General features: G+C 65.9%; 11 protein-coding genes, 2 tRNA genes and 1 pseudogene. 4 read left to right on the forward strand and 10 right to left on the reverse strand.

Translation table 11 applies throughout. The annotated features are described in order from the left end of the window. Positions 1 to 48: 48 nt before the first annotated feature. The 3 genes from fumC to AQ611_RS06835 form a co-directional block, all read right to left on the reverse strand. Entirely contained in the window at positions 49 to 1,443 is a 1,395-nt protein-coding gene (fumC, locus tag AQ611_RS06820) for a class II fumarate hydratase (RefSeq protein WP_069234062.1), read from the reverse strand. 517 nt (positions 1,444 to 1,960) lie between these two features. Beyond that, positions 1,961 to 3,346, reverse strand: a complete 1,386-nt coding sequence (locus tag AQ611_RS06830) for an MATE family efflux transporter (RefSeq protein WP_069234064.1) — start codon at positions 3,344 to 3,346, stop codon at positions 1,961 to 1,963. A gap of 128 nt (positions 3,347 to 3,474) precedes the next feature. Continuing rightward, positions 3,475 to 3,696: an RNA-binding S4 domain-containing protein gene (locus AQ611_RS06835; RefSeq protein WP_059519328.1), complete on the reverse strand. Its 222-nt coding sequence runs from the start codon at positions 3,694 to 3,696 to the stop codon at positions 3,475 to 3,477. Between the two features lie 295 nt (positions 3,697 to 3,991). Between AQ611_RS06835 and AQ611_RS06840 the strand changes: the two genes are divergently transcribed. After that, on the forward strand, positions 3,992 to 4,534 hold the full coding sequence (locus AQ611_RS06840) for a hypothetical protein (protein ID WP_069234065.1): 543 nt from the start codon (positions 3,992 to 3,994) through the stop codon (positions 4,532 to 4,534). A gap of 261 nt (positions 4,535 to 4,795) precedes the next feature. Here the strand turns inward: AQ611_RS06840 and AQ611_RS06845 are convergent, their stop codons facing one another. The 6 genes and pseudogenes from AQ611_RS06845 to fdxA form a co-directional block, all read right to left on the reverse strand. Beyond that, the gene (locus AQ611_RS06845) at positions 4,796 to 5,575 is read right to left on the reverse strand and encodes a DUF4088 family protein (protein WP_069234066.1); all 780 of its coding nucleotides are present in this window, start codon (positions 5,573 to 5,575) and stop codon (positions 4,796 to 4,798) included. A 249-nt stretch (positions 5,576 to 5,824) separates the two neighbouring features. Beyond that, a pseudogene (locus AQ611_RS26280) lies at positions 5,825 to 5,953 on the reverse strand (AraC family transcriptional regulator); the annotation flags it as partial. A gap of 66 nt (positions 5,954 to 6,019) precedes the next feature. Continuing rightward, positions 6,020 to 6,502 (reverse strand): CreA family protein, encoded by a 483-nt coding sequence (locus AQ611_RS06855; protein ID WP_059519136.1) that lies wholly within the window; start codon positions 6,500 to 6,502, stop codon positions 6,020 to 6,022. Between the two features lie 131 nt (positions 6,503 to 6,633). Further along, positions 6,634 to 6,709: transfer RNA gene (locus AQ611_RS06860), tRNA-Asn, on the reverse strand. A 95-nt stretch (positions 6,710 to 6,804) separates the two neighbouring features. After that, positions 6,805 to 6,880 (reverse strand) — tRNA-Asn (locus tag AQ611_RS06865). A gap of 112 nt (positions 6,881 to 6,992) precedes the next feature. Further along, the gene (gene fdxA, locus AQ611_RS06870; protein WP_059519138.1) at positions 6,993 to 7,316 is read right to left on the reverse strand and encodes a ferredoxin FdxA; all 324 of its coding nucleotides are present in this window, start codon (positions 7,314 to 7,316) and stop codon (positions 6,993 to 6,995) included. 253 nt (positions 7,317 to 7,569) lie between these two features. Here fdxA and pncB point away from each other — a divergent pair, with 253 nt between their 5' ends. From pncB to AQ611_RS06885, 3 genes are all read left to right on the forward strand, one after another. After that, entirely contained in the window at positions 7,570 to 8,769 is a 1,200-nt protein-coding gene (pncB, locus tag AQ611_RS06875; protein WP_059519140.1) for a nicotinate phosphoribosyltransferase, read from the forward strand. A 516-nt stretch (positions 8,770 to 9,285) separates the two neighbouring features. After that, positions 9,286 to 10,713: a sodium:proton antiporter gene (locus AQ611_RS06880; RefSeq protein ID WP_059519144.1), complete on the forward strand. Its 1,428-nt coding sequence runs from the start codon at positions 9,286 to 9,288 to the stop codon at positions 10,711 to 10,713. Then, complete coding sequence (locus AQ611_RS06885; protein ID WP_069234068.1) at positions 10,710 to 12,194, forward strand: DNA recombination protein RmuC; 1,485 nt, start codon at positions 10,710 to 10,712, stop codon at positions 12,192 to 12,194. The genes AQ611_RS06880 and AQ611_RS06885 overlap by 4 nt, the downstream gene beginning before the upstream one ends. Positions 12,195 to 12,290: 96 nt before the next feature. Here the strand turns inward: AQ611_RS06885 and AQ611_RS06890 are convergent, their stop codons facing one another. Beyond that, positions 12,291 to 12,524 carry a hypothetical protein gene (locus tag AQ611_RS06890; RefSeq protein WP_069234069.1) on the reverse strand — a complete coding sequence of 78 codons (234 nt, stop codon included), beginning with the start codon at positions 12,522 to 12,524 and terminating at the stop codon, positions 12,291 to 12,293. Positions 12,525 to 12,529 lie beyond the last annotated feature (5 nt).

Below are 12,529 nucleotides of genomic sequence, written 5' to 3' on the forward strand. Positions count from 1 at the left end.
CCGTATCGCCGCGCCCCATCGAACTGTTCGCGGCGTGCGTGCGCGTCGTCAATGCTTGCCGACCATCTGCTCCGGGCGCACCCATTCGTCGAACTGCGCTTCGGTGACGAAGCCGAGCGCAAGCGCCGCGGCCTTGAGCGTCGTGCCGTCCTTGTGCGCCTTCTTCGCGATCTGCGCCGACTTGTCGTAGCCGATATGCGGATTGAGCGCCGTCACGAGCATCAGCGATTCGTTCAGCAGCGTGCCGATGCGCGCGAGGTTCGGCTCGATGCCGATCGCGCAATGATCGTTGAAGCTTTGCGCGCCATCCGCGAGCAGCCGCACCGATTGCAGCACGTTGTGCGCGATCATCGGCCGGAACACGTTCAGCTCGAAATTGCCGCTTGCGCCGCCGAAGTTCACCGCGACGTCGTTGCCGAATACCTGGCAGCACAGCATCGTCACGGCTTCGGACTGGGTCGGATTGACCTTGCCCGGCATGATCGAGCTGCCCGGCTCGTTTTCCGGGATCGAAAGTTCGCCGAACCCGCAGCGCGGCCCGCTCGCGAGCCAGCGCACATCGTTTGCGATCTTCATCAGGCTCGCCGCAACGGTTTTCAGCGCGCCATGCGCGAACACGAGCGCATCGGCCGCCGCCATCACCTCGAATTTGTTCGGCGCGCTTTCGAACGGCAACCCGGTCAGCCGGCCGATCTCGGCCGCGACGCGCGCGGCGAACTGCGGATGCGCGTTCAATCCGGTGCCGACCGCGGTGCCGCCTTGCGCGAGTTGGTACAGGTGCGGCAGCGCCGATTCGACATGGCGAATGCCCTGATCGAGCTGCGCGACGTAGCCTGAGAACTCCTGGCCGAGCGTGAGCGGCGTCGCGTCCTGCAGGTGCGTGCGGCCGATCTTCACGATGTCGGCGAACGCGTGCGCTTTCGCGTCGAGCGTCGCGCGCAGCGTGCGCAGCGCGGGCAGCAGATGCGCGACGATCGCGCGCGCCGCGGCGACGTGCATCGCGGTCGGAAACACGTCGTTCGACGATTGGCCGCGATTGACGTCGTCGTTCGGATGCACGTTGCGATTTTCGCCGCGCTGCGCGCCGAGCAATTCGCTCGCGCGGTTCGCGATCACTTCGTTCAAGTTCATGTTGGTCTGCGTGCCCGAGCCCGTTTGCCAGACCGCGAGCGGGAACTCGTCGGGGTGCTGGCCCGCGATGATCTCGTCGGCGGCGGCGATGATCGCGCGCGCCTTGTCGTCCGGCAGCACGCCGAGTTCGAGGTTGACGGCCGCCGCCGCGCGCTTGATCAGTGCGAGCGCGTGGATCAGCTCGGGCGATTGCTTTTCGGTCGAGATCTTGAAGTTTTGCAGCGAGCGCTGCGTTTGCGCCCCCCATAGACGGGTGGCCGGCACTGCGATTTCTCCGAACGTATCGCGTTCGATCCGTACTGCTTCGGTCATGATGGCTCCTTTAGGTCACGGGAACGCCGCGACGCACGCGGCACAGGTTGGCGGGGACGGGCGCCGTTCTCGCGACGGCGGGTTCAATCGGCAAGCATAGCGCCGTGTGTGGTTTTGTGCCGCGATGCGAAGCGGATGGGATTGCCCGGCGAGCAGCGACGCGGGCGCGATGCGCGGAACAAACGGTGGAAAGCGGGCGGGAGCCGCCGGATAGATTAGGAGAGGCCGGGAATCGGCAGCGCGGGGCGGAAAACGGCGGGAAATTCGCCAAGCCGCGTTGCCAGCGAAGGAACGATTGGCTGGCGCGTGCGAAGCGGCGCCACGCCGCTTCGGCACGACATCTTGCCACCGGTGTCGCGATTCGCAATGCGCGCGGCCAGGCCAAACGCATCGCCGCGGCAAGCGGCCAGCGAGCCGATCAAGCGGCATGGGACGGCTTCCGTGTCAACGTGCTTCCCAACCCGCGCACGCCCAGGGTGGCCCTCGTCGACGGCGGCCTCCCGAGCGCCCGATACGCTTATCCGTGCGCGCCGAGTGCCGCGCTCTTGCGATGGAAGCGCCAGGTCATCAGCACGGCGACGCTCGCCAGGCCGGCCGCCAGCCCCCACCACAGCCCGCGCGCGCCGAGCCCCGCATGGAACGCGAACCAGTAGCCGGTCGGAAAACCGATGCCCCAATAGCCGAGCGCCGCGGCGAGCATCGGCACGCGCGTGTCTTTCAGGCCGCGCAGACAGCCCGAACCGACCGTCTGCATCCCGTCGACGATCTGGAACACGGCGGCGATGCCGAGCAGCGACGTCGCAAGTGCGACCGTGTGCGCGTTGGCCGGATCGTCGAGTTTCAAGTAAAGACCGACGATCGCATGCGGTGCGACGATGAGCACGAGCCCCGATAGCGACATGAACGCAATGCCGAGCCCGAGCGCGACGAAGCCCGCGTGCCGCGCGGCGACGGCCGCGCCTGCGCCCGCCCAGTAGCCGACGCGAACGTTCGCCGCCTGCCCGATGGCGAGCGGCACCATGAATGCCACCGATGCGACGTTGAGCGCGATTTGATGCGCGGCGAGTGATGCCTCGCCGAGCACGCCGACACTCAGGCCGGTGGCGAGAAACAGCGTCGATTCGACGCCGTAGGTGATCGCGACCGGCCAGCCGATGCCGAACAGCTCGCCCATCAGCGGCAGCCGCGGCCGCGACACGGCGACGAAATGCTTGAATGTCGGCTGTCCGTGCAGCAGCGTGACGAGTGCGATTGCGCTAAGCCAGATCGTGATGGTCGTCGCGGCCGCGGAGCCGAGAAAGCCGAGCTTCGGCAATCCGAATGCGCCGTGGATCAGGCCGTAGTTGAGGAATGCGTTGACGCCGACGCTCGCGACCGATACCCACAGCAGCCGCCGCGCGGCGCCGATCGCCGGCAGAAACGAGCGCATCAGCCCGACGCCGATCAGGCTGCCGGGTGCGGCGAAGCGCAGCACGGCCGCATATTCGCCGACGTTGCGCGCGAGCGTGGGCGGCTCGCCGAACGCGCGCAGCAGCGGCTCGGCGAACGATAGCAACGCGAACGCCGGCACCGTGAGCACGAGCGACAGCGCGAAGCCCGTCCAGTAGATATGCGGCACGCGGTGCTCGGCCTGCGCGCCGCGCGCGTGCGCGACGCTCACGCTGACCGACGTCAGCACGCCTTGCAGCAGCGTGACGACGACGAAGAAGAAGTTCGCGCCCAGGCCGCCGGCGGCGAGCGCGTCGGGGCCGAGCGAGCCGAGCAGCACGGTGTCGGTGACGCTCATCGCCATCTGCGCAAGCTGGGCGATCGCGAGCGGCGCGGCGAGGCGCGCCGTGTCCGCGGCATGGTGCGATAGCTTAGGCGGCGCGGTGGCCGCTCGTGTGAAACCGGAAGAGGGCATGGGACGCGTTTGCGCCGGCGTTTTGCCTGCGCAATGCTTATTTTTGGGAAACGATCAGCTTACGGGTTTCGGCATTCGCTGTCGATTACGGCTGCCGATGGCCATGCGGCCGGCGTGGGCAAGCGCGGCTACGGCGCGCCATGCACGGCGATGCGCGTATCGCCGACGAGCACCGCCTGACCCGCGCGGATCTTGCAGGTCTTGCGCAGCTCGATGGCGCCGTCGACTTTGACGGCGCCCGACGCGACGAGCATCTTCGCCGAGCCGCCGCTGTCCGCGAGTCCGGTGAGCTTGAGCAGATTGTGGAGTTCGACGAATTCGCCGGTCAGCGTGAAATCGAGATTGGGCATGGCAATGAGACGGAAGGAACGCATGCGCGCGGCGCGGCGCGGTTGCGCATCATAAGCGAAGTGCGCGGTGAGCGGCCGTGTGCCGACGGCGCGCGGCAGTTGCGGGAGCGCGTGTGTAAAGGAGTGTATCGAAGTCGTCAGCAAATGAAACGGTGGGTAACAGTTGGCGAGAACGGCGAACTGCGCTCGAAACCGTCCGGTCTGTACATCCACTTGCCGCGCATGTTGCGGCAAGCCGGTTGTGACGGACCGTCCGCGTCCGTCGCTTCGACGACTTATCTTGAGGAGAATGGCAATGTCCAAGTTTCGTATGATGCTGATCGGTGCTGCTGCGGCGGCGTTGGCGACCTCCGCTTTCGCACAGACGGCAGGCGTGTCCACGCAGGGTTCGACAGGCGCGTCGGCCGAAGTGCTCGGCCAGAAGGCCGGCGTGAACGCACAGCTTGGCGCGAGCGGCGATCTGTCGGCGGCTTCGCCGCAAGCCGCGGCGAATGCCGCGAAGCACTCCGCGAAGAAGCATGTGGCGCATGCGAAGAGCCATGCGAAGGCGAAGGCTGACGAGGCGGCGGAACTCGGCGCCGATGCGAAGTCGACGGCGCGCGGCGCGGTCGAAGGCGCGACGAACGCGACCGGCGATACCGTGAAGGCGGCAACGGGCGTGGCGGGCGGCGCCGTCAACGGTGCGGCGAATGCGACCGGCAATGCCGTCGGCGGCGCGGTGAACGGCGCGACGGCCACGCTCGGCGGCGCAACCAGCGGGGTTGCGAACGGCACCGCGGGAGCGGCAAACGGCTCGCTGTCCGTCAACGGCAGCGCGAAGGCCGGCGCGGGCGAGTAATTTGCGTTCCGGTGCGGTGCGGGCGGCTTGCCCCGGAGCTGCTTGATCGCCGAACACCGGTTCGCAACCGTGCGTCCGGATTCGCTCGAGACGAGCCGGACCGCCAACCGATGGCCAGTCCGATTTCTGCGTGGCGCAGCCAGCCGCGCAGGTGCCGGGCTGGCCATCGTCCGTCAGGATGATCGGCATTCGGGCGCTCGAACCTGCCTGGACGATGTCAGTCCGGCTGCGTTCGCGTCGGCCGCTTTCCGTGCGTTCTTTTTATGACTGGCGCCGCTGCCCAGGCGGCTGCGCACCGCGTGCCGTCGCCTGCGCAGGCGTGAATACGCCGCGCAGCCACGCGGCGAGCCGCGCAAAGACGTCATGAGGTTCTTCCATGAAGATTTCAGGCTTCAAAAGCCGCAGATACTCCATCATCTGCTGCGCCTCCTGCTTCTGGAACGAACCGTGCGAAATGCCGAGCCGCAGCAGGGCACGCAATTCGCCGAGCTTTTCGCGCGCCGCGCTGCCGACGCTCATCTCGCAGGCGAGCTTGGCCTCGTATACGCGCTGCCGCAGCGATTCGGCGAGCCGCCACGCGGGTGTTTGCATCCGCTCCTCGAGTATCTGAATGTCGGTGACGGCTGCGTTGATCTGCGCGGCGAGCGGATCGACGAGCGCGGCATCGCCTTGCGCGCCGGAGACGATCGCCGCTGCCCAGTTGCGGCACGCTTGGGCGAGTTCGTCGGGCGTCCATTCCGAGCGCGACGCGAAACCGAAACCGAATTCGCCCGCCTGCCGGATCAGGATGGCGACGACATCCGGAAATTCCTTGTCGAGTGTGCGCTTTGCCCACGCGTACTGACCGCCTTGCAGCAGCCGCTGTACGGCATGCTCGGTGAGCGGCACCATGCTGTCGAGCAGCTTCGCGCGCAGAAAATCCTCGAACGATGGCGTCGCGAAATGCGGGTCGAGTTTCAGCGACACGCGCACGAACGCGTCGTAGTCCTTGCGCAGCGACGCGATGGTGTCTTCTTTCAGCGACAGGGTGATCTGGCCCATAGGTAGTCTCGGTGCTCGATGCAGTCGGTCTGACGGCGCTTGTGCTCATGCGCGGCCGCGGCGCACGGGCCGCTCAGGCTTGGCGGAAACGGGCGGGACGATTGGGGCGGCCGTCCCGCCTAGCGGGCTGCGTTGGCGGGGTAGCGCGCGGCACGGGTGTGCATCTTTTTAACGGCGCTGCGCGCGGGAACTTGAGGCCGGCCAGGTTTCGCGCGACGGGCGGGCGCGTCGCAACCGGACGTTCAGGTGACGCTCGGCACCCGCCTCGATGACGGGAGCCGTGTATGCATCGTGCCAATGCGGCGCGAACGCGTGATCGCGGTAAGCGGCCGCGACGAAATCCGCGTCCGGCAGCAGCGGTGTATGCCAATAGCGCACTTGTTCGCGCGGGCGCGCGGCGTGTGCCCGGCGCGCGTCACGGCGAGACTTTCGCGAAACGTGCGCTTACCTGGTCGGGATCGGCGTGTCGGCGGGCACCGGCACGGCGCTCACGCTGTTCTTCGGGCTGCCGGTGGCGATCCGGTCGCTGTAGGTCAGATAGACAAGCGTGTTGCGCTTCTTGTCGACGACACGCACGACGTGCAGCGTCTTGAAGATCAGCGACATCCGCTCGCTGAACACGTCGGTTTGCTGTCTGAGCGGCTCGCTGAACTTGATCGGGCCGACTTGCCGGCATGCGATCGACGTTTCGGTCGGATCTTCGGCAAGGCCGAGGCTGCCCTTGATGCCGCCCGTGCGCGCGCGCGACACGTAGCACGTGACGCCCGCGACGAGCGGATCGTCGTACGCTTCGACCACGACGCGGTCGGAGCCGGTCAGGCGGAAGTTGGTGTTGACGCTTGCGACTTCCTCGCCGCGCGCGGCCGGCGCGTTGAGCGAGAAGAGGGCGGCACAGGCGCAGAGAGCGGCGAAATAGCGGTTTTTCATCGGCGGCGAACCAGGGACGTGTCGAGAAGAGAGCACGACTCTAGCATGCTGCCGTCGGCGCGAAGGTGCGCGGTGGGACAAAAGCGCGGAAAAGCAAAAAGGCCCGTCGCGCGCGATGGGCCTTCTATGTTTGGCTCCCCGACCTGGGCTCGAACCAGGGACCTACGGATTAACAGTCCGGCGCTCTACCGACTGAGCTATCGGGGAATAAAACGGTTCGGCATGTTTGACACCCGCGCCAGCAAAAGCAGGAAGACGAGGCGGCCATGAAAAAGCCCGCTTGCACGGGCCTTTGCAATTCTTGGCTCCCCGACCTGGGCTCGAACCAGGGACCTACGGATTAACAGTCCGGCGCTCTACCGACTGAGCTATCGGGGAACAAACAGCAGAGAAACGAGATTCTATTGGCTAACTACATCCGTGTCAATACTTTGACGATCGTTTTTGCACATCGGCGCCGCAAACCGGTACCGGATCGGCACGCGTGCGATCAGCGCTCGAGCAGGTGCAGCTTATCCTGGACGTCTTTCCACTCGTCGGCGTCGGCGGGGGCGGGCTTCGTTTTCGTGATCGACGGCCAGAGCTTCGCGAGTTCGGCGTTCAGCTGAGTGAACTTTTGCTGGTCGCCCGGCACGTCCTCTTCCGCATAGATCGCATTGGTCGGGCATTCGGCGACGCACACCGCGCAGTCGATGCACTCGTCCGGATCGATCGCGAGAAAATTCGGACCTTCACGGAAACAGTCCACGGGGCACACATCGACGCAATCCGTGTATTTGCACTTGATGCACGCTTCGGTCACAACGTGGGTCATTCAAAACGCTCCTGCGGCGGGGTATCTGTATGTACGGGGGAAGGCGCGGCGCGCCAAAACCGGCATTGTAACTGATGCGTCAAACCCGCATCGCGCACCGCCCGTTCCGGCTTATACCGTTTCGTGATTAGTTTATGGCGGATCGGGGCGCGCCGCAGAGGCTGCGGCGCGCATTCGGGTAACATTGAACGGGAAGACGGGCGCGCTGCGCGCCCGCGTGCGAACCTCGTCTCGATTTTGGCCGCCTCGACACATGATCATCACTTCGCTGCTCGATACCGATCTGTACAAGTTCACGATGATGCAGGTCGTCCTGCATCATTTTCCGGCGGCGATTGTCGAGTACCGGTTCAAATGCCGCACGCCGGGCGCGGACCTCGTGCCCTATGTCGACGAGATTCGCGACGAGATCCGCGCGCTCTGCCGATTGCGCTTCACGCAGCCCGAGCTTGACTATCTGCGCCGGCTGCGTTTCGTGAAGAGCGATTTCGTCGATTTTCTCGAGCTTTTCCATTTGAACGAGAAGTACATCGACGTGTCGCCCTCGCCAAAGGGCAACGGCGAGATCGACATCGAGATTCGCGGGCCCTGGCTGCATACGATCCTGTTCGAGATTCCGGTGCTCGCGATCGTCAACGAAGTCTACTTCCGCAACACGCAGCGCGAGCCGGATTACCGCGAAGGGCGCGAGCGGCTGCGCGAGAAGATCAAGCTGCTCGGCGCGAAGCCCGAGTTCGCCGACTGCAAGATCGCCGACTACGGCACGCGCCGGCGCTTCTCGAAGGTCTGGCACGAGGAGGTCGCGCTCACGCTGCGCAACGGGCTCGGCCCGCAGTTCGCCGGCACGAGCAACGTCTATTACGCGATGAAGCACGGGCTCACGCCGCTCGGCACGATGGCGCACGAGTATTTGCAGGCGTGCCAGGCGCTGGGCCCGCGGCTGCGCGATTCGCAGATCTACGGCTTCGAGATGTGGGCGAAGGAATATCGCGGCGATCTGGGGATCGCGCTGTCGGACGTCTACGGGATGGACGCGTTTCTGCGCGACTTCGATATGTACTTCTGCAAGCTTTTCGACGGCGCGCGCCACGATTCGGGCGATCCGTTCGAGTGGGGAGAGCGGCTCATCCGGCACTACGAGGCGAACCGCTGCGATCCGCGCACGAAGGTACTGGTGTTTTCCGACGCGCTCGATATTCCGAAAGTCATGCAGTTGTACGAACGGTTCCGCGGCCGCTGCAAGCTCGCATTCGGCGTCGGCACGAACCTGACGAACGATCTCGGCTACAACCCGCTGCAGATCGTCATCAAGATGGTGCGTTGCAATGGTCAGCCGGTCGCGAAGCTGTCCGATTCGCCGGGCAAGAACATGTGCGACGACAAAGCGTATCTCGCCTATCTGCGTCAAGTGTTCGGGATCGCACCGCCGAGCGATGAAGGCGGGGGGAATTAGCGCGGCGCGACGCACGAAGGCGTGCCGCACGAAAGCATTCCGGGTGGTTTTGCGCGCGGGCACAAGCCTGTTCGCGCAGATTCGGCCGTTATAATCGGGCGGGTATCGAAGGTCATCGTCACGCTACGCGTCGCATCGCATCGCACATGGGCTGCCCGTTGCGTCGTCCTTGCACGCTTCGTCGCGCAGTGTGCCGCGCGGCCTGCGCATGTGCGGCCCGCCGCGCCGCGCGCCGTTCCCGGCGGTGATCCGGTCGACCGTTTCGTCGATCGAGCGTCGCGGCTCGATGCGGCTGCTTACCCCTTGCGGCGCTGCGCGGCGTGTGTGCCGCGGTTGTCCATTTCGTTCGTTTGCCGCGGTGCGCGTGCGACGAACTTCAGAGGGAGCCGCCGTCTCGCGCCGTCGGCATCGGGCGGCCGACTGGGGCCGGCACGCTTAGGCCGTCGCGCTCACGCGAGCGCCGCACGATGTATCGCGACGGCTGCGTTATCCATTCGCACTTCAAGAGGACTTGACATGAAACGACATGCCGCCTGGGCAGGCATGACGCTGGCAGGCATGCTCGGCGCGACCGCCGCGCCCGCATCGGCCGCCACGCTCGACGCAGCCGCGCTTTCCGCGTTCTGGGCGATTCCGTTCGCCGGCATCCTGCTGTCGATCGCGCTGTTTCCGCTGATCGCGCCCGTGTTCTGGCATCACCATTTCGGCAAGATCGCCGCGGCTTGGGCGATTGCGTTTCTGATTCCGTTTGCCGCGACATTCGGCGCGCTCGCCGCGCTCGGTACGCTGGTGCACGCGCTGTTCGACGAATACATTCCGTTCATCGTGCTGCTGGGCGCGCTCTATACGGTCGCGGGCGGCATCTGCGTGCGCGGCAATTTGCACGGCACGCCGAAGCTCAATACCGGCATGCTCGCGCTCGGCACCGTGCTCGCGAGCGTGATGGGGACGACGGGCGCCGCGATGCTGCTGATCCGGCCGCTTCTGCGTGCGAACGACAACCGCAAGCACGTCGTGCATGTGGTGGTGTTCTTTATCTTCCTCGTCGCGAACGCGGGCGGCTCGCTGTCGCCGCTCGGCGATCCGCCGCTTTTCCTCGGCTTCCTGAACGGTGTCGATTTCTTCTGGACGACCGTGCATCTCGCGCTGCCGATGCTGTTCATCTGCGGCATCCTGCTCGTGCTTTTCTACGTGCTCGATACGTACTACTACCGCAAGGGCGGCGAGGAAAACAATCCGTTTCTCGATCCGACGCCGGATTCGCACGGCATCTCGATCGAAGGCAAGCTGAATTTCGTGCTGCTCGGCGTGGTGATCGCGCTTGTGCTGATGAGCGGTCTTTGGAAGCCGGGTGTCACGTTCGACGTCTTTGGCGCGCACGTCGCGCTGCAAAACGCGGTGCGCGACGTCGCGCTCGCCGCCGTCGCGCTCGTGTCGCTCGCCGTCACGCCGCGCTCGGCGCGCGAAGGCAACGCGTTCAATTGGGCGCCGATCGAGGAGGTGGCGAAGCTGTTCGCCGGTATTTTCGTGACGATCGCGCCGGTGATCCTGATCCTGCGCGCGGGCGCCGACGGCGTGTTCGCGCCGATCGTCCATCTCGTGACGGGCGCCGACGGCAAACCGGTCGACGCGATGTACTTCTGGGCAACCGGCCTGTTGTCGTCGTTTCTCGATAACGCGCCGACCTATCTCGTGTTCTTCAATCTCGCCGGCGGCGACGCGCAGACGCTGATGACAGCGGGCGCGACGACGCTCGCGGCGATCTCGGCGGGCGCGGTGTTCATGGGCGCGAACAGCTATATCGGCAACGCGCCGAACTTCATGGTGAAGGCGATCGCGGAATCGCGCGGGATTCGGATGCCGAGCTTCTTTGCCTATCTCGGCTGGTCGTGCGCGATTCTCGTGCCGATCTTCCTGTTGACGACCTGGGTGTTTTTTCTATGACCGATACATTGTGGCTTGCCGTCGTCGTTGTGTTGGCGGCGGCGCTCGTGGTCTCGCTCGTCGTGCTGTTCGCGTCGTCGCGCGGTGCCGCGCGCGGCGACGATCTCGCCCGCATCGTCGAGCAGATCGACGATGCGAACGACCGGCATGCGCACGCGTTCGAGCGTGTCGAGCGCGAACTGCGCACGCAGATCGCCGACAGCGCGCGCGGCTCGCGCACCGAGCTGTCCGGCAGTTTTTCGCAATTGCAGCAGACGCTTGCCGCGCAGCTCACGAGCGTTGCGACCGTGCAGAACAATCAGATCGACGGATTCGCGCAGCAGCTCGCGAAGCTCGTCTCCGGCAACGCGCAGCAGTTCGACGCGATGCGCGACGCGCTCGCGCGCCAGTCGCAGCTCGCGCGCGAAGAGCAGGGCGTCGCGCTCAAGGCGTTCGGCGACACGCTCAATCAGCAACTGAAGCATCTGAGCGACGCGAACGATCGCCGTCTCGGCGAGGTGCGCGCAACGCTCGAGACGCGCTTGAAGGAAATCGAAGCAAACAACGCCGCGAAGCTCGACGAGATGCGCCGCACGGTCGACGAGAAACTGCATGCGACGCTCGAGCAGCGCCTTGGCGAATCGTTCAAGCTCGTGTCCGACCGGCTCGAGCAGGTGCATCGCGGGCTCGGCGAGATGCAAACGCTCGCCGCGGGCGTCGGCGATCTGAAGAAGGTGCTGACGAACGTGAAGACGCGCGGCACCTGGGGCGAAGTGCAGCTCGAGGCATTGCTCGAGCAGATGCTCACGCCCGACCAGTACGCGAAGAACGTCGCGACGGTGCCGAAGAGCAACGAGCGCGTCGAATTCGCGATCCGGCTGCCTGGGCGCTCCGATGCGGGCGCGGGAAGCGACGCGCAGCCGGTATGGCTGCCGATCGACGCGAAGTTTCCGCGTGAGGATTACGAGCGCCTGATCGACGCGCAGGAGCGTGCGGATACGGCGGCCGTCGACGAAGCCGCGCGCGCGCTCGAAGCACGGGTGCGCACCGAAGCGCGCACGATTGCGGAGAAATACGTCGCGCCGCCGCACACGACCGATTTCGCGCTGCTGTTCCTGCCGACCGAAGGGCTCTATGCGGAAATTCTGCGCCGTCCTGGGCTCACCGATCTGCTGCAACGCGATTACCGGGTGACTGTCGCGGGGCCGACGACGTTGACCGCGTTGCTCAACAGCCTGCAAATGGGCTTCCGCACGTTGGCGATCGAGAAGCGTTCGAGCGAAGTCTGGCAGGTGCTCGGCGCGGTGAAGACCGAGTTCGGCAAGTTTGGCGACGTGCTCGCGCGGACCAAGTCCCAGCTCGAGTCGGTCACGCGCTCGATCGAGGCGGCCGAGCAGCGCACGCGTGTGATGAACCGCAAGCTCAAGCAGGTCGAGGCGTTGCCGGGCGACGTTTCGAGCGGTTTGCTGGGCAGCGACGGCGTGGAAGCGGACGAGAGCTGAAGCGGAGATGCGCGGGGCGGATACGTCGCCCCGGCGTGGCCGGATGAAAAACGGGGCGCTGCGTGCGCCCCGTTTTTTTTGGGTGGCCGGGCCGGTTTACCGCCGGTGGCTGGCTCGGCGGCGTGCGGTATGCGCTCGCGCGCCGCGCTGTACCGGCCGCACATGCCAATCGTCGAGCAACAGGCCGCGCCGGCCGACGAACGACGAGATGTTGTGCAAATACAGCGGATGGCCGGCCAGTGCGCGGCGCTCGCGCGCGGCGAGCGCTTCGGCAGACGGCCGTGCGCCGAACGGCGCTTGCGCGGGATCGGCCTCGGCCGGCGCGCGCACGGTGC

Origin of the sequence: Burkholderia singularis (genome assembly GCF_001718875.1) — a bacterium.
GTDB classification, from domain to species: domain Bacteria; phylum Pseudomonadota; class Gammaproteobacteria; order Burkholderiales; family Burkholderiaceae; genus Burkholderia; species Burkholderia singularis.

Excerpts from the sequence above, each read along its gene's own strand:
- AQ611_RS06880 (WP_059519144.1), top strand. The coding sequence starts at position 9,286 with ATGAAACGACATGCCGCCTGGGCAGGCATGACGCTGGCAGGCATGCTC.
- fumC (WP_069234062.1), bottom strand. The coding sequence starts at position 1,443 with ATGACCGAAGCAGTACGGATCGAACGCGATACGTTCGGAGAAATCGCA.
- AQ611_RS06835 (WP_059519328.1), bottom strand. The coding sequence starts at position 3,696 with ATGCCCAATCTCGATTTCACGCTGACCGGCGAATTCGTCGAACTCCAC.
- AQ611_RS06845 (WP_069234066.1), bottom strand. The coding sequence starts at position 5,575 with ATGGGCCAGATCACCCTGTCGCTGAAAGAAGACACCATCGCGTCGCTG.
- AQ611_RS06830 (WP_069234064.1), bottom strand. The coding sequence starts at position 3,346 with ATGCCCTCTTCCGGTTTCACACGAGCGGCCACCGCGCCGCCTAAGCTA.
- AQ611_RS06885 (WP_069234068.1), top strand. The coding sequence starts at position 10,710 with ATGACCGATACATTGTGGCTTGCCGTCGTCGTTGTGTTGGCGGCGGCG.
- AQ611_RS06840 (WP_069234065.1), top strand. The coding sequence starts at position 3,992 with ATGTCCAAGTTTCGTATGATGCTGATCGGTGCTGCTGCGGCGGCGTTG.
- AQ611_RS06855 (WP_059519136.1), bottom strand. The coding sequence starts at position 6,502 with ATGAAAAACCGCTATTTCGCCGCTCTCTGCGCCTGTGCCGCCCTCTTC.
- fdxA (WP_059519138.1), bottom strand. The coding sequence starts at position 7,316 with ATGACCCACGTTGTGACCGAAGCGTGCATCAAGTGCAAATACACGGAT.
- pncB (WP_059519140.1), top strand. The coding sequence starts at position 7,570 with ATGATCATCACTTCGCTGCTCGATACCGATCTGTACAAGTTCACGATG.